The 26611-nt window shown below is 56.1% G+C and carries 32 protein-coding genes, 1 tRNA gene and 5 pseudogenes; 16 read left to right on the top strand and 22 right to left on the bottom strand.

All coding sequences use genetic code 11. The features are described 5' to 3' along the window. Positions 1 to 166: 166 nt before the first annotated feature. From AC1Z1G_RS10670 to AC1Z1G_RS10660, 3 genes and pseudogenes are all read left to right on the top strand, one after another. On the top strand, positions 167 to 1078 hold the full coding sequence (locus tag AC1Z1G_RS10670) for a LysR family transcriptional regulator (protein ID WP_483626880.1): 912 nt from the start codon (positions 167 to 169) through the stop codon (positions 1076 to 1078). After that, positions 1056 to 1340 (top strand): annotated as a pseudogene (locus AC1Z1G_RS10665) (SOS response-associated peptidase family protein); the annotation flags it as partial. The gene AC1Z1G_RS10670 and the pseudogene AC1Z1G_RS10665, both read left to right, overlap by 23 nt. A gap of 81 nt (positions 1341 to 1421) precedes the next feature. Beyond that, on the top strand, positions 1422 to 2255 hold the full coding sequence (locus AC1Z1G_RS10660; RefSeq protein ID WP_483626879.1) for a hypothetical protein: 834 nt from the start codon (positions 1422 to 1424) through the stop codon (positions 2253 to 2255). A gap of 199 nt (positions 2256 to 2454) precedes the next feature. Here AC1Z1G_RS10660 and AC1Z1G_RS10655 read toward each other — a convergent pair. From AC1Z1G_RS10655 to AC1Z1G_RS10645, 3 genes and pseudogenes are all read right to left on the bottom strand, one after another. Next, positions 2455 to 2571 (bottom strand): annotated as a pseudogene (locus AC1Z1G_RS10655) (lysis protein); the annotation flags it as partial. Between the two features lie 468 nt (positions 2572 to 3039). Next, positions 3040 to 3564, bottom strand: a complete 525-nt coding sequence (locus tag AC1Z1G_RS10650) for a GNAT family N-acetyltransferase (RefSeq protein WP_483626878.1) — start codon at positions 3562 to 3564, stop codon at positions 3040 to 3042. A 127-nt stretch (positions 3565 to 3691) separates the two neighbouring features. Then, a pseudogene (locus AC1Z1G_RS10645) lies at positions 3692 to 3916 on the bottom strand (lysis protein); the annotation flags it as partial. A 1-nt stretch (position 3917) separates the two neighbouring features. Between AC1Z1G_RS10645 and AC1Z1G_RS10640 the strand changes: the two are divergent. From AC1Z1G_RS10640 to AC1Z1G_RS10605, 8 genes and pseudogenes are all read left to right on the top strand, one after another. Continuing rightward, positions 3918 to 4214, top strand: coding sequence for a hypothetical protein (locus tag AC1Z1G_RS10640; RefSeq protein WP_483628021.1), 297 nt, complete (start codon positions 3918 to 3920; stop codon positions 4212 to 4214). Beyond that, entirely contained in the window at positions 4211 to 4411 is a 201-nt protein-coding gene (locus tag AC1Z1G_RS10635; RefSeq protein WP_483626877.1) for a hypothetical protein, read from the top strand. Before AC1Z1G_RS10640 ends, AC1Z1G_RS10635 begins: the two co-directional genes overlap by 4 nt. Then, positions 4408 to 4584: a hypothetical protein gene (locus tag AC1Z1G_RS10630; RefSeq protein WP_483626876.1), complete on the top strand. Its 177-nt coding sequence runs from the start codon at positions 4408 to 4410 to the stop codon at positions 4582 to 4584. Before AC1Z1G_RS10635 ends, AC1Z1G_RS10630 begins: the two co-directional genes overlap by 4 nt. Positions 4585 to 4697: 113 nt before the next feature. Then, positions 4698 to 4883: a hypothetical protein gene (locus tag AC1Z1G_RS10625; RefSeq protein ID WP_483626875.1), complete on the top strand. Its 186-nt coding sequence runs from the start codon at positions 4698 to 4700 to the stop codon at positions 4881 to 4883. Positions 4884 to 5522: 639 nt separating this feature from the next. Further along, on the top strand, positions 5523 to 5753 hold the full coding sequence (locus AC1Z1G_RS10620) for a hypothetical protein (RefSeq protein ID WP_483626874.1): 231 nt from the start codon (positions 5523 to 5525) through the stop codon (positions 5751 to 5753). Next, on the top strand, positions 5698 to 5910 hold the full coding sequence (locus AC1Z1G_RS10615; RefSeq protein WP_483626873.1) for a hypothetical protein: 213 nt from the start codon (positions 5698 to 5700) through the stop codon (positions 5908 to 5910). Before AC1Z1G_RS10620 ends, AC1Z1G_RS10615 begins: the two co-directional genes overlap by 56 nt. A gap of 423 nt (positions 5911 to 6333) precedes the next feature. Continuing rightward, positions 6334 to 6585: pseudogene (locus AC1Z1G_RS10610) on the top strand (DNA cytosine methyltransferase); the annotation flags it as partial. After that, a pseudogene (locus AC1Z1G_RS10605) lies at positions 6581 to 6974 on the top strand (site-specific integrase); the annotation flags it as partial. The pseudogenes AC1Z1G_RS10610 and AC1Z1G_RS10605, both read left to right, overlap by 5 nt. Before the next feature lie 89 nt (positions 6975 to 7063). On the opposite strand, the gene AC1Z1G_RS10600 reads toward AC1Z1G_RS10605, so the two are convergent. The 9 genes from AC1Z1G_RS10600 to thrS form a co-directional block, all read right to left on the bottom strand. After that, positions 7064 to 7140: transfer RNA gene (locus AC1Z1G_RS10600), tRNA-Pro, on the bottom strand. 88 nt (positions 7141 to 7228) lie between these two features. After that, on the bottom strand, positions 7229 to 7585 hold the full coding sequence (locus tag AC1Z1G_RS10595) for a MerR family transcriptional regulator (protein WP_003179985.1): 357 nt from the start codon (positions 7583 to 7585) through the stop codon (positions 7229 to 7231). After that, a complete protein-coding gene (gene ihfA, locus AC1Z1G_RS10590) occupies positions 7566 to 7868 on the bottom strand; it encodes an integration host factor subunit alpha (protein ID WP_002553164.1) in 303 nt (100 codons plus the stop codon). Before ihfA ends, AC1Z1G_RS10595 begins: the two co-directional genes overlap by 20 nt. A gap of 3 nt (positions 7869 to 7871) precedes the next feature. Next, a complete protein-coding gene (gene pheT, locus AC1Z1G_RS10585) occupies positions 7872 to 10250 on the bottom strand; it encodes a phenylalanine--tRNA ligase subunit beta (protein ID WP_483626872.1) in 2379 nt (792 codons plus the stop codon). A 26-nt stretch (positions 10251 to 10276) separates the two neighbouring features. After that, positions 10277 to 11293 carry a phenylalanine--tRNA ligase subunit alpha gene (gene pheS / locus AC1Z1G_RS10580; protein ID WP_007905876.1) on the bottom strand — a complete coding sequence of 339 codons (1017 nt, stop codon included), beginning with the start codon at positions 11291 to 11293 and terminating at the stop codon, positions 10277 to 10279. 109 nt (positions 11294 to 11402) lie between these two features. Beyond that, positions 11403 to 11759 carry a 50S ribosomal protein L20 gene (gene rplT / locus AC1Z1G_RS10575; RefSeq protein WP_007905879.1) on the bottom strand — a complete coding sequence of 119 codons (357 nt, stop codon included), beginning with the start codon at positions 11757 to 11759 and terminating at the stop codon, positions 11403 to 11405. Between the two features lie 28 nt (positions 11760 to 11787). After that, positions 11788 to 11982, bottom strand: coding sequence for a 50S ribosomal protein L35 (gene rpmI / locus AC1Z1G_RS10570; protein ID WP_002553160.1), 195 nt, complete (start codon positions 11980 to 11982; stop codon positions 11788 to 11790). Between the two features lie 60 nt (positions 11983 to 12042). After that, positions 12043 to 12594: a translation initiation factor IF-3 gene (gene infC / locus AC1Z1G_RS10565; RefSeq protein ID WP_172435341.1), complete on the bottom strand. Its 552-nt coding sequence runs from the start codon at positions 12592 to 12594 to the stop codon at positions 12043 to 12045. Then, on the bottom strand, positions 12594 to 14516 hold the full coding sequence (gene thrS, locus AC1Z1G_RS10560) for a threonine--tRNA ligase (protein ID WP_483626871.1): 1923 nt from the start codon (positions 14514 to 14516) through the stop codon (positions 12594 to 12596). The genes infC and thrS overlap by 1 nt, the downstream gene beginning before the upstream one ends. 386 nt (positions 14517 to 14902) lie before the next feature. On the opposite strand from thrS, the gene AC1Z1G_RS10555 reads away from it, so the two are divergent. After that, the gene (locus AC1Z1G_RS10555; protein ID WP_483626870.1) at positions 14903 to 15205 is read left to right on the top strand and encodes a hypothetical protein; all 303 of its coding nucleotides are present in this window, start codon (positions 14903 to 14905) and stop codon (positions 15203 to 15205) included. Between the two features lie 293 nt (positions 15206 to 15498). Next, a complete protein-coding gene (locus tag AC1Z1G_RS10550; RefSeq protein WP_003179963.1) occupies positions 15499 to 15711 on the top strand; it encodes a cold-shock protein in 213 nt (70 codons plus the stop codon). A 73-nt stretch (positions 15712 to 15784) separates the two neighbouring features. Here the strand turns inward: AC1Z1G_RS10550 and AC1Z1G_RS10545 are convergent, their stop codons facing one another. Then, positions 15785 to 16099: an I78 family peptidase inhibitor gene (locus AC1Z1G_RS10545; RefSeq protein WP_483626869.1), complete on the bottom strand. Its 315-nt coding sequence runs from the start codon at positions 16097 to 16099 to the stop codon at positions 15785 to 15787. 162 nt (positions 16100 to 16261) lie between these two features. Continuing rightward, positions 16262 to 16567 (bottom strand): hypothetical protein, encoded by a 306-nt coding sequence (locus AC1Z1G_RS10540; RefSeq protein WP_483626868.1) that lies wholly within the window; start codon positions 16565 to 16567, stop codon positions 16262 to 16264. 164 nt (positions 16568 to 16731) lie between these two features. On the opposite strand from AC1Z1G_RS10540, the gene AC1Z1G_RS10535 reads away from it, so the two are divergent. Next, positions 16732 to 16944, top strand: a complete 213-nt coding sequence (locus tag AC1Z1G_RS10535; protein ID WP_483626867.1) for a hypothetical protein — start codon at positions 16732 to 16734, stop codon at positions 16942 to 16944. A 36-nt stretch (positions 16945 to 16980) separates the two neighbouring features. Here the strand turns inward: AC1Z1G_RS10535 and AC1Z1G_RS10530 are convergent, their stop codons facing one another. The 8 genes from AC1Z1G_RS10530 to AC1Z1G_RS10495 all read right to left on the bottom strand — a co-directional run bounded on the left by AC1Z1G_RS10530 (position 16981) and on the right by AC1Z1G_RS10495 (position 24676). Next, positions 16981 to 18009, bottom strand: a complete 1029-nt coding sequence (locus AC1Z1G_RS10530) for a nucleoside hydrolase (protein ID WP_483626866.1) — start codon at positions 18007 to 18009, stop codon at positions 16981 to 16983. Between the two features lie 45 nt (positions 18010 to 18054). Further along, the gene (rbsD, locus tag AC1Z1G_RS10525) at positions 18055 to 18459 is read right to left on the bottom strand and encodes a D-ribose pyranase (protein ID WP_483626865.1); all 405 of its coding nucleotides are present in this window, start codon (positions 18457 to 18459) and stop codon (positions 18055 to 18057) included. After that, a complete protein-coding gene (gene rbsK / locus AC1Z1G_RS10520; protein WP_483626864.1) occupies positions 18456 to 19373 on the bottom strand; it encodes a ribokinase in 918 nt (305 codons plus the stop codon). Before rbsK ends, rbsD begins: the two co-directional genes overlap by 4 nt. 40 nt (positions 19374 to 19413) lie before the next feature. Next, positions 19414 to 20433 (bottom strand): LacI family DNA-binding transcriptional regulator, encoded by a 1020-nt coding sequence (locus AC1Z1G_RS10515; protein WP_483626863.1) that lies wholly within the window; start codon positions 20431 to 20433, stop codon positions 19414 to 19416. Between the two features lie 3 nt (positions 20434 to 20436). Beyond that, positions 20437 to 21414 carry an ABC transporter permease gene (locus tag AC1Z1G_RS10510; protein WP_347905287.1) on the bottom strand — a complete coding sequence of 326 codons (978 nt, stop codon included), beginning with the start codon at positions 21412 to 21414 and terminating at the stop codon, positions 20437 to 20439. Next, positions 21411 to 22964, bottom strand: coding sequence for a sugar ABC transporter ATP-binding protein (locus AC1Z1G_RS10505; RefSeq protein WP_483626862.1), 1554 nt, complete (start codon positions 22962 to 22964; stop codon positions 21411 to 21413). The genes AC1Z1G_RS10510 and AC1Z1G_RS10505 overlap by 4 nt, the downstream gene beginning before the upstream one ends. 61 nt (positions 22965 to 23025) lie before the next feature. After that, positions 23026 to 23982 (bottom strand): substrate-binding domain-containing protein, encoded by a 957-nt coding sequence (locus tag AC1Z1G_RS10500; protein WP_483626861.1) that lies wholly within the window; start codon positions 23980 to 23982, stop codon positions 23026 to 23028. A gap of 259 nt (positions 23983 to 24241) precedes the next feature. Then, positions 24242 to 24676, bottom strand: coding sequence for a hypothetical protein (locus tag AC1Z1G_RS10495; protein WP_483627800.1), 435 nt, complete (start codon positions 24674 to 24676; stop codon positions 24242 to 24244). Positions 24677 to 25023: 347 nt separating this feature from the next. Between AC1Z1G_RS10495 and AC1Z1G_RS10490 the strand changes: the two genes are divergently transcribed. Continuing rightward, positions 25024 to 26112, top strand: coding sequence for an asparaginase (locus tag AC1Z1G_RS10490; protein ID WP_347905283.1), 1089 nt, complete (start codon positions 25024 to 25026; stop codon positions 26110 to 26112). A 201-nt stretch (positions 26113 to 26313) separates the two neighbouring features. Further along, on the top strand, positions 26314 to 26607 hold the full coding sequence (locus AC1Z1G_RS10485; RefSeq protein ID WP_483626860.1) for a DUF1654 domain-containing protein: 294 nt from the start codon (positions 26314 to 26316) through the stop codon (positions 26605 to 26607). Positions 26608 to 26611: the final 4 nt, after the last annotated feature.

The raw sequence follows: 26611 nt of genomic DNA, 5'->3' as shown, positions 1-26611 counted from the left end.
CTCGCCCCTCGCAGGATCTCGCTTCTCGTATATGGGTGGGTCATCGGCGGCTACTCACTGCATCGCTATTGCTGTCGTTGTGGCGATAATTGTGAATGCCCATGGATCACCCAGAAAAGCGAATATCTGTTATACAAGACATTCGATTATCGAATACCTGGACACAATGATTCATTCCAAAGATTTGCAGATCGACTGGTTGCGCACGTTCCTGGCCATCGTGGATACCGGCTCCATGACTGCGGCGGCGCGCCAGGTCGCCCGGTCTCAGTCCGCGGTGAGCATGCAGTTGAAGAAGCTGGAGGACAGCCTCGGTCGGCCGCTGTTCAAGCGCGAGCCGAGGCAACTGACGTTGACCCCTGCCGGGTATGACCTGCTCGGCCACGCCCGCAAGCTGCTCGAAGCCCACTCGACGATGGTTGATGCGATGCACGGGGGCGCAGTCTCCGGGCGCGTTACCCTGGGTGTGCCGGATGACTACGCCCTGACCTACCTGATGCCGGCCCTGCGCAGTTTCATGACCCGCTTCGGCGAGGTCGAGGTCACATTGGTCTGCGAAGACTCCGCAAGCCTCTGGAAAAAGGTCGACCGCGGCCAGATAGACCTCGCCCTGGTCACCCGCGACGGTCCTTCACGGGGTGAACTGCTGTTCAGGGAAGCGTTGGTATGGGGCGGCGCCGATCAACATGAAGCCTGGAAGCACAGCCCGCTGCCAATCGCCGTGCACGGGCTCAGCGAACGTTTGCGCACGGCAATACTTGCCGCTATCTCGGAGTTGGGCCGTGAGTACCGAGTTGTCTACAACAGCCCCAATGTCAGCGGCCAATTGGCGGCAATGGAAAGTGGCCTGGCAGTGGCTGTGGTAACTCGTTGCAGCCTGCCGGCGCATCTTAAGGTGCTGGATACTCGGCACGGTCTGCCAGAATTGCCGGTGGCGGAAGTCGTGTTGACCCGAAGCCGAGACTCGACAGGCTCACGCGCTGTAGATGCGCTGTATGCACATGTTGCAGGGGCGTTGCGCGACCCACTCTGCGATGGAGCAACCCAAGTCCCAGGGTCAGCTCCCCGACACCGATGAAGTCGCAGGCGAGCATGACGGTTTTGTAATCATCACCACCGACAGCGCCGGCGGCATGATTGACATTCACGACCGCCGACCAGTGGTCCTGACGCCGGAGCTGGCTCGGGAATGGTTGGACCCGGCCACGCCCAAGGAGCGCGCCGAACAGATGGCGCTGCAGCAGGGCGAGCCTGCCGAGGCCTTTGAATGGTTCAAGGTTGATCGAGCGGTGGGCAATGTCAGGAATCAGGGAGCACACTTGTTACAGGCCGCCCCGTGACGAGTGCCCCGGCCTGGTTGAGCGGCAGGATATAGACGCATCCACTATTATATGTAATATACAACTTAACCGGATGGATTTATGCAAGTAAGACGCCAAGTCCATAAATTCATAATGCGGACAGATAAGAGCTCTAAGAAAAATAAGCTATCATCGCTCCTTAGACACCCTCTCACAACTCTCAGCGTGGGTTTTTTATTTACGATTGTAATTGGCGGATCTATATCCAGGCATTACGAGAGTGAAAGCCTAAGACAGCGGCAAATAGACTCTAGAATTGTAACATCCGAGCAATTCCTTGAGTCCGCCGCGAATTTAATAGCACGCACCAAACTGCTAACAGAGGCCATTCGCAAAGGAGAGCCGGACGACCGCATTCTTGCAAGAACAATTAAGTATGAAGAGAGCAAGATAGACTGGTGGAAGAAAGCACTTCTACTACATTTTTATACCGACAGAACCTCAGTCAGCCCTCTATCATCCGAAGCCCTTTCTGAAATTATCGAGTTCAGCTTCGAGGGTGCTATAAATGGTATGGACAGATGTATGAGCAACGCTTTAAATGAAACAACTATAGATGATACAAATAGAAAACTAGACAAGTGCAGCAATAGCAACCCTCAAAATAGATGGCTCCACTCCGAACACGAAATGGAGGATAGAATTGCAATCGCCGAATACTGTACAGATGACATCTTAGGTGTTTTTGCAGAATACTCTACACAAAGCATTGAAAATCCTTATACACCACTAGACACCGCCAAATTCGACGAAGACTGCAGGCACATACCAAGTGAGCTTCTACCACTAAAAAAACGCCACATTCGATTTCATGACGCCACACTTCTTGAATACTTAGATATCTTCTTGGGTGACAGCTTGAAGGAGAAAAGGCCGCCACATTTTTCGCACTAGTTCCTGAGTAAGCCATCATTCTAAGACCCAGTGTGAGATTTTCCGCACACAAGCCTAGCACGCAGCCAGATCAGTCAGTCCTTGATTGCCAGTATCGGCAATTCCGATAACGGGATTTTCCGTCACGAATTCCAGTTAACGGGATTCGGTACAAGAAGCTCGTACACGGGATGCTAATTTTTACGACCGCAAATGTAGGTCAGTGCGAAACGACCCCAATGTAGGCTTGGCATGCCCGCAGCGCGATCAGTCCTTTGTCGCCGTCGCCGGTAATTCCGACAATTCGTTGAGCATGCACTGGGGCAAGTCGGGCGCGCAGCATGACCTATGATCTTCCCGCCACTTACGTTTTTAACCGCAAAGCGCTCACCCATCCCTGAAGTTGGCTATACCTACACGGTCACCAAGGAGGTGTGCGCCATGCTTTTTTTCTGGTCTCTATTTGCTCCACGCAATGAATATAGAAATTTTGCCCGGGTTGATCACAAAGGATTGTGCACAGCCTTCAAGCGGTCCGGTACGCCATCGCAGGGCGAATCGTGGATCGAGGTTAAAGAGCCGTGCCTCAGTTGGCTCGGTAAGCCACTCCCCAGCTCCGCCCGGGTCATTCCTGCCACTGCGCATCACTGCGTTGAAGCTGGTGGCGCATCACTGACACGCGATCAATGCCGCCCCTAACTCCCGCTCGTAACCCATCCGCTGCCGACGCTCGCCAGCAGCACTTCCACCTTCACCTCAAGGGATACCCCCGGCATCCTGCCGACTGGGCATCGCGCAATACAGCTCACCCCTTCGGAAAATACTCTGGATTCAAGCATGACACGCATACTCTATCCACAGCCTCGCCGTTTACCCAGTAGTAGCCATTCAACGTGGCCTCAACAGCCCATCCGGCTGCGGTGTACGCTTTTATCGACGCAATATTTCCCGAGAGCATCCCACCCTGAAGACGTCGGATATCGAATCTTGAAAAGGCGATTTCATTAGCTAAGGCGATGGCTTTTTTAGCAACCCCCTGACCAATAAACTTTCGATTCCCAACCAAGCAAACAAGGTCGGAGGTCTTATTTTTCAGGTCCATTGGACCTATTTTCACGTTCCCTATCTTTTCTCCGCTATCGCTCTCAATCAGAAAATAGGTCCACAGGCCTGACTCGACTCCTTTGCTGTAATCTTCCCTGATCATCTTTTTAGTGAATACACGTCCTGACCCAGTAAAGTAGTTCAAATGCCCGTCATCATTGTTGAACCAGGACAGATACTGATCGTCAATGTCGCCAAGCTCAAGCTCGCGCAGCTTTATTCCCATGCTCATACAGTTCCTTAAATGCTGAGTAATTTTGTAACAGCAGGCACTATCTATTGAGCAAGATTACAAAATTGCATATCGCTACAATACTATCTATTTTTGGTGTTCTGTCGATCCAACACAACCCCTATCGATTAACCTCCTTCACATACTCCTGACATTCCGCCAGCGCGATCAATCCTTGGTCGCCGTCATCGGTAATTCCGATAATTCGTTGAGCATGCGCTGGGTCAAGTCGGGCGCGTGCGGTTGCATGAACCACGGTGCCGGGGGCGGCTGGCACTGCACAGTCACCAGCTGCATCCGTGGCGTCGAGAAGGACTGGCAACCGCAGATCAGCAGTGGCTATCTGCTTGGAAGAGATTCTTGGCGAGCATGGCATCGAGGCTACAAGTGAACAAATCGAAGCCATGGCAAAGGATGTTGATTCCTGCGCTGGCGTCCAGGGTGACTACTCGGCACCTGTAGAGAATCCGGCTGCTCGCGAGGTGGAAGAACTGCGCAAACAGCTTAAAAAAGAGCAGTCGAAGGTGTTCTGCATCACCTGCCAGGGAACTGGGCGCCTCATTGAGCGGATCAGCTCAGGGCACAGCAGTAACTCACAGTGCTGGAAGTGCAACGGTAGCGGATACACAGGAGTTGCGGCATGACGACCTCCCTAGTCAAAACCCTGATCGACAAACAGCTCGAAGACATCAGCGTTCACAACCTGCGCGAAGCCTATGGCTTGGCCGAACGCCGTGGCTTCTATGGCGCACCGGTTGAGCAGTACGTAGAGCCAGGCTATGGCGGACGCGTGCTTCAGGTTCTGCGCTACCGCGTACAGCTCAAGGAATCTCAGCCATGAGCGGCTACGGCGCACACCTGCGCGGCCAACACCTGGCCATCCGCTGCGCGAAGCTGCGGCGAGAAGAACTGTCGCTATCTGAGGTCGCTCAGATCGCCGACGTAAACAAGGAACAGGTCTCCGCCAAGATTCAACTCGGCGAGCGCCTCTTATCACTGGTGGAATCCCCATGATCCCCGTCGTCGCCATTGCCTGGTTTGCCTACGTCTATCTGAGGTAGGTCCGCAGCACCTCCCCCTTTCACCGAATTTAAGATCGCCCCGCAAGGACGGCGCGAGAGACAGTCATGTCTGCGAAAAATCTCGCTCTTTGGGATGAAGTCGAAAAGACCAACCCCAAGTTCACCAAGGAGTACACCGGCCCCAGCGGCTTCACCGGTACCGCGGTCAATGCTCAGTACCTGGCCAAGCGTGCCACCGAACAATTCGGCCCGTGCGGTACCGGCTGGAGCCAGTCACAAGCATGTGATTGAGTTGTTGATTCTGTGCGCTCATGCTGCAGGGCCGGAAGGCACCGCCAAATATCTGTGCATTCCGCGACACGAAATCACGATTAGCGAAAACGTGTCGCGGAAATTGGAGTTGGCCTACCAGAAAGAATCTCTTCGCCACCCCCAAGAGAATCCACGTCCTGACGTACCACACGGTACTATAATTTACTCACAAACAAGAATTTATTAGATAGTAAAAACTCACAGGACCAACACTTACCAAAGTATCTACTAAAGAGCTTTGAAGGCTGGCCCACCCATAACATTAGCGACTGACTCATAAAACTGTTAGACCTTTCCTTATCTAAAATCAAAATCATTCGCCCCCCTCTAAAACGCGTTGCGATATCTAACTCTTGACCAACATCACATCCAAAAAAAACACATCAACAATCACTGGCGGTTCTTTATTAGCCCTTGATCTTCCTACTTCTCTATAGGCGGCCTTGGGAAAATAATGACTACCCCTTAGTTCTTTTTTCTTTACAAAGCGCACAATTACTCATATGGACTCTAGACCTATAACGAAATTGGCTAGAGGTTACATGATGAGTTCGAAGAAGACCAAAACTTACTTGTCGCATCCGATCACGGAAGGCGGCGCCTGATTGGAGATAACCCATGAGCACATTTGCAGTATTTGGAATGACCCGCAACGTCGCCATGGTTGAGACCAAGAAGACGGTGAAGACCACCCGACCTGACCCGAAGAACATCGGCCAGTACATCGAGTTGTCGGTCAATGACTGGCTGTACAAGGTTGGCCAGCGCGCCGATCAGATCATGGGGGGGCAAGGTGAAGCAGCTCAGCCCGCCATTCGACGCACCGCAGTACGCCGAGCAGTTCATTGAGCAGGCCCGCAAGACGCTTCAGTGCCGCGACTTGCGGGCCAGGGCCAAGCACATGATCGTCGATGCCCAGGGCGAGCCGATCATCAACCCGAAGACGAAGGCGCCAAAGGTTGGATTTACGGAGTGGCCGCCAGTGAAGGTTGAGCGGGCGGCGTGACCGATATCGCCTGACCCACCCTCACCTATTGCGTCGGACTTCTTCCTCCACCCTAGGCCGGGCATTCCTTTTCCTGCCCTATTTAGTTGAAAGATCTCTTTCAACGAAAACACTCTCAACTCTTCCTTGATCATCTACCAAGAACGTTATTCGCCCTGCTTCAAGGCCATGCGGCTCCTTTCCGTTTAGCTTGACGATGCGCACCTCCCTCCCTACGAGTTCTTTGATTTCGGAAGGAGCCCCAGCCTCAGAAAGCGGCCATGGCGTGAAGTCGTCTCCTAGCTTCTTGACCGAGGACCAAGGCCAAGGGTGTGTGTCATCTCCGGGACCACTCATAGAGCACCTCCATTATCCAGCGCCAACAGCAGTATCGATAAGCACTAGCCCACAAATTCACTTCACGCCAGCCGGCGAGGACTCTTCATGTTCGCTCACCAAAAGATGCACGCCGCCAACTTTAAAACCCAATACGGACTTGGCTTCAACCCTCAGGACGATGAAATCGTTGTCGACTTCTTCTGCGGTGGTGGCGGTGCCGGTACTGGGCTGGAAATGGGCCTGGGCCGCGCGGTGAATGTCGCCAAGAACCACAGCCCTCAGGCGATCAGCATGCACACAGTGAATCACCTGGGCGCAGTGCACTACACCACCGACGTGTTCGACGGTAATCCGGATAACGCCAGAATTGCAGGCGGTAATAAGCCGATGCCGTGACGATATCGCCTCACCGTACTTGGTGCACCGCAAGCCGGACCGCCTGAAACAGAAGCAGGCGCAGACCAAGGGCCACTGGACGAAGGTTGAAGAGAGGTATTTGACTCGAGCGTTCAAGGATGCCCGAGAGGCGGCGGAATGCTACAAAGGATGGAAGGAAGAGGAGATGCCGGGCTTCCACGAAGTGCGAGCGCTGTCACTGCACCTGTACAAGAAAGCTGGGAAGGATGGGCAGAAAATCTGCGGACCATGCGAGCGAGGGGATGACCAAAAACTACCAGCGGGACCACGAAGAAATTGTCTGGTCCGAGGCAATTCCGGACCTGAATATCAGCGAAATCACTGGATAGTTTTGCGCCAGTTTTGCGCGGGTTTTGCGCAGGCACAAAAAAGCCGATCCAGATGATCGGCTTAAGTGTCTGATTTTACTCAGGAAATATGGTCGGGACGGAGTGATTCGAACACTCGACCCCTAGCACCCCATGCTAGTGCGCTACCGGACTGCGCTACGCCCCGACTAGGCGTGTAACATGCCCCTCATCTCGAGGAGCGATCAAGAATATATCGCAAGCTTTTGAAAACTGGAAGTATTTAAAGCAGGAATTTATTTCTTGAGTACCACCAGTACATCCTCAAGCTCAGCGATCATCTGGCGAATCATTTGCTTGTATTGAGTCGTATCGTCTTTGGCCTCATCACCGGAAAGGCGCAGTCGCGCTCCGCCGATGGTGAACCCCTGATCGTACAGCAACGCGCGGATCTGCCGGATCATTAGCACATCCTGGCGCTGATAGTACCGGCGGTTTCCGCGGCGCTTGACGGGGTTGAGTTGAGGAAACTCCTGCTCCCAATAGCGCAGCACGTGCGGTTTTACCGCACAAAGCTCGCTGACTTCACCGATGGTGAAGTAGCGTTTGCCTGGGATGACGGGGAGCTCGTCGTTATGACTTGGTTCCAGCATAAGCCTCAACTCGGGCCTTCAACTTCTGCCCTGGACGAAAGGTGACCACACGGCGAGCCGTGATCGGGATTTCTTCTCCCGTTTTCGGATTGCGGCCAGGCCGCTGGCGTTTGTCCCGAAGGTCGAAGTTGCCGAAACCGGACAACTTCACCTGTTCGTTGTCTTCAAGAGCGTGCCTGATTTCTTCAAAGAACAGTTCGACCAATTCCTTGGCCTCCCGTTTATTCAGGCCCAGCTCTTCATACAGACGTTCCGCCATTTCAGCCTTCGTCAGAGCCCCCATACGTCACTTCCTTAACGTGGCGTTCAACCTTTGTTCGAGCGAGGTGAGGATGTTTTGCGTCGTGGTATTCACCTCATCGTCATTAAGAGTGCGCGATGGATGCTGCCAGGTCAAGCCGACGGCAAGGCTTTTTCTATCAGGATCAATGCCTTTACCCTGATAAACGTCAAAGAGCCTGAGGTCTGTCAGCCACTCGCCTGCATTTTCACGGATTACGTCCAGTACAGCATTGGCCGCAACAGCCTTATCGGCCAGCAATGCCAGGTCACGACGTACTTCAGGAAAGCGCGATAACTCGTGGAATTTAGGCATTTTGCCCAACGCCACTTCGGCCAGAACCAGCTCAAAAACGAATACTGGACGATCGAGACCAAGGGCCTTCGACAATTCAGGGTGGATCGCGCCGATAAAACCGACTTCGCGACCATCACGCTCGATGCGTGCGGTTTGCCCCGGATGCAACGCCGGATGGCTGCCTGGCACAAAGGTGAACGACTCCAGTGCACCTGCAAAACCCAGCACCGCTTCTACATCAGCCTTGACGTCGAAGAAGTCCACGACATCGCGACCTTGCGCCCAGCCTTCCGGCAGACGGCTGCCGCATACCACACCAGCCAGCATCGGCTCTTGCTTCAAACCTTCCAACTGACCGACGAAGCGCAGGCCACTTTCGAACAGACGGACACGATCCTGCTGACGGTTCAGGTTGTGCTGAAGCGCCTTGACCAAGCCTGGCCACAGGGACGAACGCATGGCAGCCATATCGTTGGAAATAGGGTTGGCCAACAAGAGTGGCTCGACGCCCGGGTTGAACAGCTCGAACTGTTTCGGGTCGATGAAGCTGTAAGTGATCGCTTCCTGATAACCACGAGCGACCAACAGACGACGCAGCTCAGGCAGGTCGCTACGCGCTTCAGCCTTGGCTTGTGGCGCCAGACGCGCTTGCGGGTAGCGGACCGGCAGACGGTTGTAACCGTACAGACGGGCCAGCTCTTCGATCAGGTCGACTTCCAGGCTGATGTCGAAGCGATGGCTTGGCACTTCTACACGCCACTGCCCTGCCCCATCGGCAGAAATCGACAAGCCCAAAGCGCTGAGCAACCGCTCGACTTCGGCCGAATCCATTTCCATACCCAGCATCTGGGTGATGCGCTGGGCACGCAAAGTGATTGGTGCAACCGACGGCAAGTACTGCTCGCTAACGGTTTCGATGATCGGGCCGGCTTCGCCGCCGGTGATTTCCAGCAGCAGGCCAGTGGCGCGCTCCATGGCTTCACGGGCCAACTGCCAGTCCACGCCACGCTCATAGCGGTGCGAAGCGTCAGTGTGCAGGCCATAGGAACGGGCTTTGCCCGCGACCGCGATCTGGTCGAAGAAAGCACTTTCCAGGAAAATATCACGCGTGGTGGCAGAGACACCGCTGTGCTCGCCACCCATCACGCCGGCAATAGCCAGGGCACGGGTATGGTCGGCAATCACCAGTGTATCGCTGCGCAGGCTGACTTCCTGACCATCGAGCAACACCAGCTTCTCGCCTTCCTCTGCCATACGCACGCGGATACCGCCGTTGATTTCGGCGAGATCGAAAGCGTGCAACGGTTGACCCAGTTCCAGCATCACGTAGTTGGTAATGTCTACCGCTGCGTCGATGCTGCGCACCTCCGCACGACGCAGACGCTCGATCATCCACAGCGGTGTAGGCTTGGACAGGTCGACGTTACGGATCACTCGACCCAGGTAACGTGGGCAAGCAGCCGGGGCCAGCACTTCAACCAGACGCACTTCGTCGTGCACGGCAGGTACGACAGCCACGACAGGACGCGTGACTTGGGCAGCGTACAAAGCACCCACTTCACGGGCCAGACCGGCCAGGGACAGGCAGTCGCCGCGGTTCGGGGTCAGGTCGACCTCGATGCTGGCGTCTTCCAGGTCCAGGTAGACGCGGAAGTCTTCGCCAACCGGTGCATCGACCGGCAATTCCATCAGACCGTCATTGCCTTCGCCAACTTGCAGCTCGGATTGCGAGCACAGCATGCCGTTCGACTCGACGCCGCGCAGCTTGGCTTTCTTGATTTTGAAGTCGCCTGGCAGCTCTGCACCAATCATCGCAAACGGGATCTTCAGGCCCGGACGCACGTTAGGCGCACCACACACGACCTGAAAAGTCTGCGAGCCATTGCTGACCTGGCAAACACGCAGCTTGTCGGCGTCGGGGTGTTGTTCGGTGCTCAGTACCTCGCCCACGACCACGCCACTGAATACACCGGCGGCCGGCGTAACGCTATCGACCTCAAGACCGGCCATCGACAGGCGAGCAACCAGCTCGTCGCGACTTACCTGCGGGCTTACCCAGCCACGCAGCCATTGTTCACTGAATTTCATCCTGCTCTCCTAAAAGTTCGTTACGACTAGCGAAATTGCGCGAGGAACCGCAAGTCGTTGTCGAAGAACAGACGCAAGTCGTTCACGCCGTAACGCAGCATGGCCAGACGCTCCACACCCATGCCGAAGGCAAAGCCCGAGAACTCTTCCGGGTCGATGCCGGACATACGCAGCACGTTCGGGTGAACCATGCCGCAGCCCATGACTTCCAGCCAGCCAGTCTGTTTGCAGACACGGCAGCCTTTACCGCTGCACATCACGCATTCCATGTCGACTTCAGCCGATGGCTCAGTGAACGGGAAGTAAGAGGGACGGAAACGCACAGCGAGTTCTTTTTCGAAGAACACGCGCAGGAACTCTTCGATAGTCCCTTTCAGGTCGGCGAAATTGATGTCGCGATCAACCAGCAGGCCTTCGACCTGGTGGAACATCGGCGAGTGGGTAATATCGGAGTCGCTACGGTACACACGGCCAGGGCAGACGATGCGGATCGGCGGCTGTTTCGATTCCATGGTGCGGACCTGTACCGGCGAGGTATGGGTGCGCAGCAACATGTTGGCATTGAAATAGAAGGTGTCGTGCATCGACCGGGCCGGGTGATGGCCTGGGATGTTGAGCGCCTCGAAGTTGTGATAATCGTCTTCGACCTCAGGGCCTTCGGCAATGCCGTAACCAATGTGGGTGAAGAACTGTTCGATACGTTCCAGAGTGCGGGTAACCGGATGCAGACCACCCGAGGTCTGACCGCGGCCAGGCAGGGTCACGTCAATGGACTCGGCGGAGAGTTTGGCGGCTAGATCAGCCTCTTCAAACAACGCCTTGCGCGCATTGAGAACCTCTGTGACACGCTCCTTGGCAACGTTGATCAGCGCACCGACTTGCGGACGCTCTTCTGCCGGCAAATTCCCCAGGGTCTTCATCACCTGAGTCAATTCACCCTTCTTGCCAAGGTAGTGAACCCGGATTTGCTCCAGGGCATTGATATCTTCAGCGCTTTGCACAGCCTCTAGTGCTTGAGAGACGAGCGCATCCAGGTTTTCCATGTACAGACTCCAGATACAAAATAGGGGAAGAGCTTGAAGGCTCTTCCCCTATTTATGACGTTTAACACCTGGGCCCACAGAGGTGAGCCCGGGTGACTGTCGGGGGTACTTAAGCCAAGGTGGCTTTAGCTTTCTCGACAATCGCAGCAAACGCCGCTTTTTCGTTCACTGCCAGATCAGCCAGAACCTTACGGTCGATCTCGATGGACGCTTTTTTCAGGCCGGCGATGAAACGGCTGTAGGACAGACCGTTGATACGAGCACCAGCGTTGATACGAGCGATCCACAGAGCGCGGAACTGACGTTTTTTCTGACGACGGTCACGGTAGGCGTATTGGCCTGCCTTGATTACCGCTTGCTTGGCAACACGGAATACGCGCGAGCGAGCGCCGTAGTAGCCTTTAGCAAGTTTCAGAATTTTTTTGTGACGTTTACGGGCAATGACGCCACGCTTTACACGAGCCATGAGTTACTTCCTCTATTCTTGACTAAAATTAACGAAGGCGCAGCATGCGCTCGACTTTTGCCACGTCAGACGGATGCAGCAAGCTGCTACCGCGCAGTTGACGCTTACGCTTGGTCGACATTTTAGTCAGGATGTGGCTCTTGAAAGCGTGCTTGTGCTTGATACCGTTAGCAGTTTTCAGAAACCGCTTAGCAGCACCACTTTTCGTTTTCATTTTTGGCATGTTCGGATACTCCGCATTCAGTTGATAAACATAATCAGAAGGCCTGCCGTGCCCTGTTGATTACTTCTTCTTTTTCGGGGCGATGACCATGATCAGCTGGCGTCCTTCCATCTTAGGATGCTGTTCGACCGAACCGTACTCGAGCAGGTCACCTTCAACCCGCTTGAGGAGTTCCATCCCCAGCTCCTGGTGGGCCATCTCACGGCCGCGGAATCGCAAGGATACCTTGGCCCTGTCCCCATCACTCAGGAAACGTACCAGGTTGCGCAGTTTTACCTGGTAATCCCCTTCCTCCGTCCCTGGACGAAACTTGATTTCTTTAACCTGAATCTGCTTCTGGTTCTTTTTCGCAGCAGCAATCTGCTTCTTCTTCTCGAAGATCGATTTGCCGTAGTCCATCAGCTTGCAAACAGGAGGTACTGCATCGGCGGAAATTTCCACCAAATCGAGCTTGGCTTCTTCAGCCTTAAGAAGCGCGTCTTCAATTGACACAATCCCAAGCTGCTCGCCTTCAGCCCCAATTAACCGAACCTCGCGTGCCGAGATATTCTCGTTGATCGGGGCTTTCGGTGCAGCTCGTTTATCTTGTCTCATTTCACGCTTAATAATAATTACTCCGAATCTGGGCGACCACGCCGGGAAACCGCTTGCGCGAGAAACTCAGCGAACTGGGCGACGGGCATCGAGCCCAGGTCAGCACCTTCACGAGTACGCACAGCGACAGTCTGCATCTCGACTTCCCGATCTCCAATAACCAAGAGATAGGGAACCTTGAGCAAAGTATGCTCGCGGATTTTAAAGCCGATCTTTTCATTTCTCAAGTCGGACTTGGCACGAAAACCGCTTTGATTGAGAGTTTTTTCAACCTCAGCGGCAAAATCTGCCTGTTTATCAGTGATATTCATGATCACTGCCTGAGTCGGAGCCAGCCACGCAGGGAACGCGCCCTCGTAATGCTCAATCAGAATCCCGACGAAACGCTCGAAGGAACCCAGGATCGCCCGGTGCAACATAACCGGGTGCTTGCGACTGTTGTCTTCGGAGACGTACTCGGCTCCCAGACGGATCGGCAGGTTAAAATCGAGCTGCAAGGTACCACATTGCCACACACGGCCAAGGCAATCTTTTAGCGAGAACTCGATTTTCGGACCATAGAAAGCGCCCTCGCCTGGCTGCAGATCGTACGGCAGGCCCGCACTATCAAGGGCAGCGGCCAATGCGGATTCTGCGCGATCCCACAATTCATCGGATCCCACACGTTTTTCCGGACGAGTGGACAGCTTCATTTCGACGTCTTTAAAGCCGAAGTCGGCGTAGACGTCCATTGTCAGCTTGATGAATGCTGCGGACTCGGCCTGCATCTGCTCTTCGGTACAGAAGATGTGTGCGTCGTCTTGAGTGAACGCACGCACGCGCATGATGCCGTGCAACGCGCCGGACGGCTCGTTACGGTGGCAAGCACCAAACTCGGCCAGACGCATCGGAAGTTCGCGGTAGCTTTTCAGGCCCTGATTGAACACTTGCACGTGGCAAGGGCAGTTCATCGGCTTGATGGCGTAGTCGCGACTTTCCGACTCAGTGGTGAACATGTTGTCGGCGTAGTTGGCCCAGTGCCCGGATTTCTCCCACAGGCTACGGTCAACGACTTGCGGAGTCTTGATCTCCAGATAGCCATTCTCACGCTGCACCTTACGCATGTACTGCTCAAGCACCTGGTACAACGTCCAGCCATTCGGGTGCCAGAACACCATGCCGGGTGCTTCTTCCTGGGTGTGGAACAAGCCGAGACGCTTGCCGATCTTGCGATGGTCGCGCTTTTCAGCTTCTTCGATACGCTGAATGTAAGCTGCCAACTGCTTCTTGTCGGCCCATGCGGTGCCGTAAACACGCTGCAACTGCTCGTTTTTGGCATCGCCACGCCAGTAGGCGCCAGACAGCTTGGTCAGCTTGAAGGATTTCAGGAAGCGGGTGTTCGGCACGTGCGGGCCGCGGCACATATCGACATATTCTTCGTGATAGTACAGGCCCATGGCCTGTTCATTCGGCATGTCCTCGACCAGGCGCAACTTGTAGTCTTCGCCACGGGAGGTAAACACGTCGATCACTTCGGCACGCGGGGTGACCTTCTTGATGACGTCGTAATCTTTCTCGATCAGCAGGTTCATCCGCTGTTCGATAGCCACAAGATCGTCCGGAGTGAAAGGACGCTCGTAGGCGATATCGTAATAGAAGCCTTCATCGATGACCGGACCGATCACCATTTTTGCCGTTGGGTACAGCTGCTTGACCGCATGGCCAATCAGGTGGGCGCAAGAGTGGCGAATGATCTCCAGCCCCTCTTGGTCCTTAGGCGTGATGATTTGCAGGGTCGCATCGCTGTCGATGACATCGCAGGCGTCAACCAGCTTGCCGTTGACCTTGCCGGCTACAGTAGCCTTGGCCAGGCCTGCACCAATGGATGCGGCGACCTCGGCTACGGAAACCGGATGATCGAAGGAACGTTGACTGCCGTCGGGAAGAGTAATGGTGGGCATGGCGCCTCCTCTCCTAGTGGTGACCCCTACCAAAGGTCACGTGGGTTGGGATGAGCAGCCAGTACGCGACTCAGTTCAGGCCATTCAATGATGAACGCCTGCCTTACAGCGGCAGGAGCCTTGCGGCCAACCGGAAACCGAACCAGAGTGACTGGAGATCAAATCAGGGTTATTCAGGTATTTACCGCCACTGACGAACGGATCGTCCAGAGCCTGAAAATACCCAAGCGCTGGATCCTAGCACAGATGAACGGTCATCGCCGCGACCTTGTTTCGACCGTATCGAATTCGCGGCTTTTACGCTTCAAAGTGAACTTGATATGTACGACCCGCCTCAAACAGGCTAAGAATTGCCACAACCCTATAGAGTTCAAGGAGTTCCAATCATGCGTCGTATCCACCTTTTCGCCCTTGCCTCCTCGCTGGCAGCGCTGCTTCCCCTGAGCGCACACGCCGCCTGGCCTGCCGGGGCCCGTGAAAGCTACATGAAAGATTGCGTTGCTGCCGCCAGCCAGAACATAGACCAGAGGTCCGCCGAGATGCATTGCGCATGCGGTGCAGACAAACTGAACGAGAAATTCACGACCGATGAAATCAAAGAGCTGATGAGCAAACAGAAGCAGCCTAGCGCGCAACTGCGTACCAAGGCACTGGACGCCATTCAGGCATGCAGAGCCACCGCCAAATAAGCCGCCACAGGGTAAAAAACCACTGCCCTTGCGAGTAAAAAGCGGCTGAAAAGCCACTATTTCAGACAATTTACGCAGCTTTTACAGCTTTTTTTACAGGACGTTTATTTGCCTGAAAGCCCCTGAAACCGGGGCTTCCAGCCATAAATAGACATAAACAAAACACGGTTCGAACGCAAACAGCACGTCCGGGGGGCTCCCAAACCGAACATTTCGACTATGATACCCCGGTGTGCCCAGTTGGCCTGAGCAGCACAGTACTACTGAAAATATATGTTTCTTGGAGATACACCATGTCTAATCGCCAAACCGGCACCGTTAAATGGTTCAACGATGAAAAAGGCTTCGGCTTCATCACTCCTCAAGGTGGCGGTGACGACCTGTTCGTACACTTCAAAGCTATCGAAAGCGACGGTTTCAAAAGCCTGAAAGAAGGCCAAACCGTTTCCTTCGTGGCTGAGAAAGGCCAAAAGGGTATGCAAGCTGCACAAGTTCGCCCAGAGTAATTTCCTGGCGCACTAAAAAAACCCCGTCCATGTGACGGGGTTTTTTATGCGCGGACAAAAGAGCCTGAAGCAATCAGCCGCAGTTGACGCGCACAACCACCAGACTGGTGTCAGTGTTGAGATTGAGGCGGTCAGAGCGGTACTCCAGCGTCACCATGTCGTCAGGCTGGAGGAATCGCGCACTCTGTGCTCCGGAGCGCGTACGCGCCTGCTCCAGCAGCTCGGGCGAAGCTTTCTTGCCAATGGTGAATTCAGCGGCCTTTGCTTCACAGCGACTGTGACCGGTCTCGGTCACCCCAGGATCTTTTGCCGACTCGGTGGTACTGCTGCAACCCGTCAACATGACAGCGGCCAACAAGGTACCCAATGACGCGAGCTTCCAAGGCATGACGCCTCCTTTCAATAGTTAAGCTGAGATCGTGCGACAACGGATCGGGCGTTTGGTTTCATGCTCAGTGCCATCACCTTGCCCCCCCTCTACAGAGCGAACCAGTTTGCCTGAGCGTTACGCGCTGTTCAGCCCACAATCGTGACTGAATATGAGCAACATTCAGTAGATGTCTATGTAATCGAAGGGTGGGGTCGGCCAGTTCTGCTGCAATGCATTGAAAATCTGCATGACCCAGACCGCGTCACTGGCTGCCACCGCCCCTACGTAACCCGAGCCCTTGGCCCAGGTTTCCAGGCGAAACAACAGCCCTTCGATGTCTGAGCCACCCACAACGCCCGATGAGATGTACGCAATACCGGCCTTGGTGACCCGCAGCTGAGTGTGCATGCCGTCGCTGGCCGACGCCAGCAACTGGCGCACCGCATCAAGCGTCAGGCCATCAGGGGTGTTCAAATCGATCTGCACCACGCGCATCCTTGAAAATCAGTAAAGCCCAAGTGTCGCATAGCCTTGAGCTCATGCCTAAGTAGGAGTGCCAAAAACGCCGCAAGGTGCTTTACTCCGCAGACTCCCACGCATACGGACGAGGCGCTCAGCCCCTCTGCCCTACCCGACTTCACGAGACGCTCATGACCACTGTGACTATCGACGCCGACATCAAAGCCCGCTGGCCCCAGGGCCACTGCTCTTACAGCCCCGGCAGCCCGGAAGAGCTCGCAATCATCGGTATAGACTTGCTGGTCAAGGAACTGGGAACCCAGGCAGCCCAGGTCTTTATCGAACGGGTATTTGAAAAGTACCCGGCCAACCACATGGGCGCACCGCATACAGAGAGGGAATAAGAACCCGCAGGCGAGCGCCTGCGGGTGGGGACACACTTACTTGAGGCGAGCCAGACGCTCGGTCAGCAAGTCAAAGAAACCCTGGGCATCACCATTCTCGACCCAGAATGCATTCTTGGGTTGCTTCAGGCCGTCGTACCAGTCGACAACAGTCTGGCCGAAGGTCGGACCTTCACGGCTGTCGACCACAACATTGACCTGACGTCCGGTGAACAACTGCGGCTTGAGCAAGTAAGCAATCACTGTCGCGTCATGCACCGGGCCACCAGGAATACCGTAGTGCTCCATGTCGCCCTTGACGTACTCATTGAGAATATCGCCCACCAGTTTGCTGGCATTGTTGTTCAGTGCTGCGATCTGTTTCAGGCGAGCGTCGCTGGTCAGGATCTTGTGAGTCACGTCCAGCGGCAGGTAGGTCAGTTTCACGCCACTCTTGAGAACCACTTCCGCCGCTTGCGGATCGGCAAACAGGTTGAACTCGGCGACCGGAGTGATATTGCCCCCGTTGAAATGCGCGCCCCCCATGATCACCACCTCCTTGATGCCCTGGGTGATTTCCGGGTCCTGGATCAACGCCAGTGCCAGGTTGGTCTGTGGACCCAGCATGGCAATGGTAATGCTGTGAGGCTTGGCAGCACGCAATGTCTGAATCAAGTAATCGACCGCATTGCCCTTGGCCAGCCCCGCCTTGGGCTCGTGCACCGTGACACCCGACAGGCCTTCCTTGCCATGGATGTTTTCGGCGTAGATCGGCGTACGCATCAAGGGTCTCGGTGCACCGGCATACACCGGCACTTCCTCGCGCCCTGCCCACTCGCGGGCCAATCGCGCGTTCCGCGAAGTCTTGTCCAGACGCACGTTACCGGCCACCGTGGTTAATGCGCGAATGTTCAGTTCTTCCGGTGAAGCCAATGCAAACAGCAGGGCCACCACATCGTCGGCACCTGGGTCGGTGTCGATGATCAGATCGATTTTTTCCGCCGCATGAGCGGTTGTCGCAGTGAGAAAGGACAAAAGCAGCAGGCTCCGAATGAGGTATTGCAGTCTCTGAGCATAGCGTTGCATAGCGCACTCCTTGTGCATGGAAAAACAGGATTGGAATACAGCGAACTAGAACGTTACCCCGGCGACCAGCACGATGTTGCAGTACGGCTGACATTCTCCCGTACGAACAATCGCCCGCGCCTGTCGGGTGAGGAGTTTGAATTCGTCATGGCTGAGCAGTTCACGTCGTCCCAACTCACCCGCCGCCGATAACGCTTCAAGCTGTGGCAGCGCGCAAGGCTGCTTGACGAGGATCTCTTGCGCCAGCACATGACTTTCCACCTGCATTTCGCTGAGCACGACCTTCACGGTGCTGACGAAATCCGGAATACCGTGGGTCAAGGCCAGGTCGATCAATTCAACCCCTGGCGGGACTGGCAGGCCGGCATCACCAATGACAACCATGTCGCCATGGCCCAGGGAGGCAATCAGTCGCGACAGCGCGACGTTGAGCAAGGGCGTTTTTTTCATGATGCAGTAAAGGCCTGTACGTCGGACAACAGAGGAATGGAAGGCTGCGCACCCGCGCGAGTGACCGACAATGCGGCCGCTACCTGGCCAAAACGAATGGCATCGGCCTCGCTTTTACCCGCCGCCAGCGCTGCGGCAAAACCGCCAACGAAGGTGTCACCAGCAGCCGTGGTGTCGACTGCCTTGACCTTGGGCGCCGGGAAATGCTCGAAACTTTGCCCAGTAGCGAACAACGAGCCCTGAGCCCCCAAGGTGATGATGACTTTACCCGCGCCGGCGACCATCAATTGACTGGCCGCCTGCTCGGCGCTTTCCAGCGAATCCACTGGCACGCCGCTCAAGGCTGAGGCTTCACTTTCGTTGGGGATCAAATAGTCGATGGATGAGTACCACTGCGCCGGTAAGGGACCGGTGGCCGGTGCCGGGTTCAGAATCACCGTTTTTCCCAACTCCCGACCGCGCTTGAGTGCGTAACCGACGGTCTGCATCGGCACTTCGAGCTGGCAGACGATCACATCGGCCGCCTGCAACACCGCATCGAATGAAGCCAGCACCTCAGGCGTCAACAGGCCATTGGCCCCCGCGACAATGACGATTGCGTTCTGACTGTTATCGTCGACCACAATCAGCGCGACACCGCTGGAGCCCTCGATTGTCGTCACGGCCTGACAGTCGATCTGTTCGGCCAGCAGCGCATCCCGCAACTGCTTGCCGTAAGCATCACTGCCCACACAGCCGACCATCGACACCTGCGCGCCGAGCCTGGCCGAAGCAACAGCCTGGTTCGCGCCCTTGCCGCCCGAGACGGTGGCAAACGACTCGCCGATCAGCGTCTCGCCGGCCCTCGGCAGCCTGGACGCCCGAGTGACCAGATCCATGTTCAGGCTGCCTATAACCACTACTTTTGCTGGCATACATCAATACTCGTCAATTCGGTTCAGCGGTGCTTTGGGGTTAGCGAAATTGGGCAAACACACCGGCCAGCGGTGCGGTCGACTCTCGCAAGACAATACTCGGCGTCACGATCCGCTGATCGGTCGCCAATTCAGGTGCCGCGATCCGTCGCAAAAGGACTTCTGCCGCCATTTCCCCCAGTTGCAGAATCGACTGACCGACCGTGGTCAGCGCAGGGTAGACGTACCGGCTCATCTGGATATCGTCAAAGCCGATGACCGACAACTCGCTCGGCACGCGAATATTTCGCTCGGCGGCCGCGCGCAACACTCCGATCCCCAGCAGGTCGTTACCGGCAAAAATCGCACTGGGCGGCGTGCGCTCAAGCAAGGTTGCCGCCGCGTTGTAGCCACCGGTGCTGGTGAAGTCACTTTCAAGCATCCGCTCCTGCGGCACTTCAACACCGGCCTCCTTGAGCGCCCGGCAATAACCCGCCAGCCGCATCTGCGCCACACTGGTGTGCGCCGGACCACCAATGTAGGCGATGTCCCGATGGCCCAGTTCAAGCAGATGTCGGGTCGCGAGATAGGCGCCGTACTCGTGATCAATGCGCACCAGATCCGCATCGACCCCTTCCAGGCTACGGTCGACTATCACCATTGGTGTGCGCACGGCAGCCAGGCCCGCAGCCAGGCCACTATCACCACCCGCCGAGGCGACAATCAGCCCGTCGATGCGCTTCTCCAGTAGCACGCGAAGGTAGCTGCGCTGCTTGTCCGGGTTGTCGTCGGAGTTGCACAGGATCACGCAGTAACCATTTCGCTCACAGTAATCCTCGATCCCTCGGGCCAGCTCGGCGAAGTACGGGTTGAGGCTGTTGGGCACCAGCAAGCCGATGGTCGCGGTGGTCTTGGCTTTCAGCGAGCGGGCAACGGCGCTGGGCACGTAGTCCAGGCTTTTGATCGCTGCCTCGACTTTGACCCGCACCTCTTCACTGACCGGTCGTGTCTTGTTCACCACATGGGACACCGTGGTGTATGAAATCCCGGCAAGCGCCGCCACATCCTTGATCGTTGCCATGGTTCAGGCCCGCCGGCTTGCGCGTTGACTGCGATATGTATCAAGCACCACCGCCACGACTATCACCGCGCCGGTAATGATGCGTTTAGTCGGCTCGGTTGCACCGATCTGCGCCAAACCAGCCGCCAGCACCGAAATAATCAACACACCGAAGAATGTACTGATGACCGAACCACGCCCGCCCATCAGGCTGGTCCCGCCAATGACTACTGCGGCAATGACTTGCAACTCAAGACCGGAACCGGCATTCGGGTCCGCCGCCTCCAGGCGCGAAATCTGGAACAGTGCCGCCACACCAGCCAACAGCCCCATCAGGCTGAACACCAGAACCTTGTAGGGCTTTGGATTGATCCCCGCCAACCGCACCGCTTCCTCGTTGGTGCCGATGCCGATCAGGTAACGACCGAACACCGTGCGCGTCAGCACAGCCTGGGCAACGAAGATAATCAGCAGCGCGATGATGAACGACGGCGAAATGCCAAAGGCAATCGGGTTCGACAACCAGGCAAACGCATCACCGATATACGCGGTGCGCGAGCCGGTCATCTGGTAGGCCACGCCACGTGCCATTTCAAGCACGCCCAGCGACACGATGAACGACGGAATCCGCCAGGCCACGGTGATCGAACCGGTGATGGTCCCGGCCAGCGCGGCAACTGCCATCCCCAACAGCGCGGCCGGCAGCACGCTCCAGCCCCACCCGAGAATCGCCACGCTGACCGCCGACGCCGCCAATGCCAACACCGAGCCGACCGACAGGTCGATACCGCCGATAATCAGCACGAACGTCATGCCGACCGCCAACACCATCAAATCGGGAATCTGGTTGGCCAGGGTGCTGAATGTGTCGTACGACAGGAAATGACTGCTCAGGACGGAGAACAGCGCAATCATTGCCAACAAGGCACCGGCCAGTCCCAGATAGGTGCCCAGACCGTAAAAATTGCCACTACGTTTGCCGGCAGAAGAAGCAGTTTTCATGGGAGATCCCTAGGCGCTGCTTCATTGAGCAGCGCATCACGTTTTTGATAGCCGGCAAACGCGGCGGCAAGCAATTCATCCTGGGTCCAGCTGTCGCGTTCGAAGGTGTCGATCAAACGCCCGGCCGACAAGACGCCGATGCGGTCGCAGATCAGCATCAACTCACGCAAGTCGCTGGACACCACCACGAGCGCCTTGCCCTGACGCGTCAACTCACCGAGCAAGGCGTAGATATCGAACTTGGCACCGACGTCGATCCCCCGGGTCGGCTCGTCGAACAACAACACCGAACACTCGCGCTCCAGCCAGCGGCCGATCACGACTTTCTGCTGATTGCCGCCCGACAACTCGCTGACCAATTGCGTCGGGCTGGAACTGCGAATACGCATGCTGTCGATCTGACGCTGTGCCAGCGCCGCCTCATCAGCCGCATTAACAATACCGCCGCTGGAAATCACCGGCATGTTGCCCAAGGCAATGTTGGCGCTGATCGACTGAGTCAGCAGCAGCCCCTCACCTTTGCGGTCCTCGGTGATCAGGGCGATCCCGTGACCCACCGCATCAGCGGGCGAATGGATGCTCACGACCTGCGCCGGCGAGCCCAGGGCAACCGTGCCGCTGTCTGCGGTATCGGCACCAAAAATCAGCCGCAGCAACTCGGTACGCCCTGCCCCGATCAGCCCCGATATGCCGAAAATCTCACCGCTGCGCACCTCGAAGGACACGTCGCGAACTTTGTCCGAGCGGGTCAGCCCTTTGACCGTCAAAGCGGGAGAACCGATCTGCCGGGCCCCCAGATCAATGTGCTCGCCCAGCTCGCGGCCCACCATCAGGTTGACCAATTGCTCGCTGTTGTAATTGGCCATTGGCTCGACGCAGACCAGGTTGCCATCGCGCAACACCGCAATACGCTGAGCCACCCGCGCCAGCTCTTCAAGCCGATGGGAAATGTAAATAATCGCCACGCCACGCGCCTGCAAGCGCGTGATTTGTTCGAACAACATCTCGACTTCTCGGGCCGTCAGCATCGCCGTTGGCTCGTCAAGAATCAGTACGTGGCAATCGCCAATCAGGTTACGGGCGATTTCGACCATTTGCTGGTGACCAATCCCCAGTTCCCCAACCAGCGTGTCCGGATCAATCGCGTCGAGCCCGACCTGCGCCATCGCCTGGATCGCCGCTTTACGCAGCTGCTTGCGGTTGATCCAGCCCCCCAAGCTTGGCAGGTTATCCAGGAACAGGTTTTCTGCAACAGACAGCGTCGGCAGCAGGTTGAGTTCCTGCATGACCATGCGAATACCCAGCTCTTCAGCCTGAGTCCGGCTGCCGGGACGGTAATCCTGCCCCTGGTATTGCATCTGGCCGGCGGTCGGGGTGACCAGTCCGCCGATGATTTTCGACAACGTGCTTTTGCCGGCGCCGTTCTCGCCGGTCAACGCCAGCACTTCACCGCGCATCAGGGTCAGGTCGATACCGGTCAGAACCGGCTGGGCATAGGTCTTGCCGATACCGCTGACCGAGAGGACAGCGTTCGGGGCACAAACTGACATAAGAAACTCTCCATGCCCTCGCCTGCATGATCAGGCGAGGGCCGTTGTGCGGCCAGAAGGACTACTGGGTTACCAGCTCAACCGGAGTTTCGATCACACCGTTGGTGCCGCTGTCGACTTTCTCGCCCTTGAGGATTTTCAGCGCGGTTTCGATGCCGAACACTGCCTGTTTGGCGGCGAACTGGTCAGCGGTCGCCAGTACACGACCGTCCTTGAGCATCGGTTTGATGGCATTGATATTGTCGTAGCCGACCACTTGAACCTTGCCGGCCTTGCCTGCCGCACGAACGGCAGATACCGCACCGACTGCCATGCTGTCATTGCCTGCCAGCAAGGCCTTGAGGTTCGGGTACTCGCTCAACATGGCAGCGGCAACGCGGTTACCTACGTCGATTTCCCAGTCACCCGATTGCAGGGACACCACTTTGATCTGTGCAGCTTCCATCGCATCCTTGAACCCTGCGGTACGCTGCTGGGCATTGGTGGTGGTGGAAACGCCTTCGATGATGCCGACTTCATCACCGGCCTTCAGTTGCCTGGCCAGGTATTCGCCGACCAGACGTGCCCCTTTGCGGTTGTCCGGGCCAACGAACGGCACGCTGATGTTCTTGCTTTTGAGGACGGTCGGGTCAAGTTGGTTGTCGATGTTGATGACCGTGATGCCCGCGTCGACGGCTTTCTTGATCACCGGCACCATGGCCTTCGAGTCAGCCGGTGCAATCACCAGCGCATTGACCTTGGAGACGATCATCTGCTCGACAATACGGATCTGGTTCGCGGTGTCGGTTTCGTCCTTGATGCCGTTGGACACCAAATCGAAATCGGCGGTGTGTTCTTTCTGATAAGCCTTGGCGCCATCTTCCATGGTCAGGAAGAATTCGTTGGCCAGCGATTTCATGACCAGGGCGACTTTAGGTTTTTGCGGGGTGTCGGCGAAAGCCGAAGAGAGAGGCAACGCAGCGGATGCGGCAGCCAGCATAGCGACAGCGAGAAGACGTCCAGCAAATGGCAGCTTCATGGGTTCACTCCGATCTTATGATTATTGTGAGCAACGCTTGCGCTGGAACCCGCCTCGAACCCGCCCGCCAGGCGAACACGGACTCAGGCACTCCCGACCCTTGGCAACGACCATCATGAATGGTCGCGCAAACGTTTGCGTAGAACGAACTATGGGAACCCGGATGCTATTTGTCAACGCTCAACCCGGCCAATGTTGAGCAGCGGTTCTCAACAAATGGCAATAACGCCAATGAGAACCTCGATCAGAAACCGCCTTATCAAGCGGTGGTATTGATCACTGCCCCAGCGCCGGAATCCTTGTTCAACTCTTTCACCAGTGCAGCGGAAACCTCCTGCATCGCAGCATTGGTGTTGCCAATCTGCCCTTGAATCGCCATCACTGCCGTGGTCTTGGCTTCAGGTGTTGGATAGGGTGCCGCCTGGGCTGCGGCCAGTTGTTGCTGTTGCTGCTTCAAGAGCTCCTGCAATTCCTGCAGACGCTTGAGCAGGATTTGCACCACAACGTTGTCGTGCCCCGCACTTTCACTCTTGCCCTCTGCGCCCTGCGCGCTCGAACCAGCCTTGACTTCTTTGGCCTCAATTCCATCTTGCGATGGATCATCGACCGCCAGCGCCGTGTCTTCAGCAGCTGTCGCGGGTTTCAGGCCGATGGTGATTGCGCCCGCGTTTGGAAAGCCAACAGTGAAAGACATTTGAGCTCCTGAAATGAAAGATCCTTGAAAGAACATCGACCTTCACGCGGATTTCTTTAACCCGGTCCGTTATGCCTGCATGAGGGATCCTTCCTGTTGATGCGTGGGAATTTTCGGACAGCCGAACACAGCACTCCCTCATGTTCGGAAACCCGGACACACCCCATGAATCCCTCTTCACAAAATCGAGAATAAGTTGATATAAATCATCAGGTTAAAAGAGTTTAAAGGTCACAGTAGGACTGGTATGGATCCTGCTCTTCTACAGGCGCCCCTGCATTCAGATCTGCTCGGGTGTTTCTAGATGAACCTGCATCAGCACCGTTGTCATTACTAGAGAGAGAATAATGAAATCTGCCTTCAAGACCTTTGTCCCGGGCGCTTTGGCCCTCCTGCTCCTCCTCCCGACTGCACTGCAAGCAAAAGAAGTCGAAAACAAACAAAAACTGGCTAACGTGGTGATCCTGGCCACCGGCGGCACCATTGCCGGCGCTGGTGCCAGTGCGGCAAACAGCGCGACCTACCAGGCTGCCAAAGTGGGTATCGAGCAACTGATCGCCGGCGTCCCCGAACTGAGCCAACTGGCCAACGTTCGTGGCGAACAGGTCATGCAAATTGCCTCGGAAAGCATCACTAACGACAATCTGCTGCAACTGGGTCGCCGCGTCGCCGAACTGGCCGACAGCAAAGATGTCGATGGCATCGTCATCACTCACGGCACCGACACCCTGGAAGAAACCGCTTACTTCCTGAACCTGGTGGAAAAGACTGACAAGCCGATTGTCGTTGTCGGCTCCATGCGTCCGGGCACCGCAATGTCGGCTGACGGCATGCTCAACCTGTACAACGCCGTTGCCGTTGCCAGCAGCAAAGAATCACGCGGTAAAGGCGTGCTCGTGACCATGAACGATGAAATCCAGTCGGGTCGCGATGTCAGCAAGATGATCAACATCAAGACCGAGGCGTTCAAAAGCGCTTGGGGCCCAATGGGCATGGTCGTTGAAGGCAAATCCTACTGGTTCCGCTTGCCCGCCAAGCGCCACACTATGGATTCTGAATTCGACATCAAAACCATCAAGAGCCTGCCTGACGTCGAAATCGCCTACTCCTACGGCAATGTCAGCGACACCGCTTACAAAGCCCTGGCTCAAGCCGGCGCCAAAGCCATCATCCACGTAGGGACTGGTAACGGCTCCGTCTCCTCGCGCGTTGTTCCAACCTTGCAAGCCCTGCGCAAGGATGGCGTGCAAATCATTCGCTCGTCCCACGTCAACGCTGGCGGCTTTGTCCTGCGTAACGCTGAACAGCCTGACGACAAGTATGACTGGGTTGTTGCTCACGACCTGAACCCGCAAAAAGCTCGCATCCTGGCGATGGTCGCACTGACCAAAACCCAAGACAGCAAAGAGCTGCAACGCATGTTCTGGGAATACTGAGTCACGCTGCCCGACCGCTCAGGTCGGGCACTTGCTACAACCACTCGCCCGCTCGGGCGAGTGCCTTACACGGCCCTGCCGCTGATTCTTGAGCAAGATGTGTTAGCGCTCAAAACCCTGTCGAAAAAAAACGAATCGACTTACACCAAATCGAATAAATCGTTGTCAGACGAACTTCTTGAATTTTAAGCAGTTGCGAAAATGCTCACAGTTAAATACTGTATGCACGTACAGCTTATTAAGGATCGCTTCGTGGCCACTACTTCGACTACCCCTCCAGGCTCCTATGAACGCCTCGGTTTACGCGTTCAGAAAATCATCAACTCCCCCACCGCCCAAAAAGCCAAGGCAGCACTGATATTCCGCCTTCCCGATGAGTCGGTGGAGGAATGGGAGCGCCTGCTCGAGGAAATTGCCGAGAACGACAACGTCACCCTCGCCTATCGCGACGATGGCGGCGTGCAGATTTTCTGGGTAGTGCCGAAGGAAGACTGAGTCG

This window comes from Pseudomonas sp. JL27(2026) (genome assembly GCF_056933555.1).
Note: the sequence above shows the minus strand (reverse complement) of the source record. Positions and strands in the feature narration are given on the sequence as shown.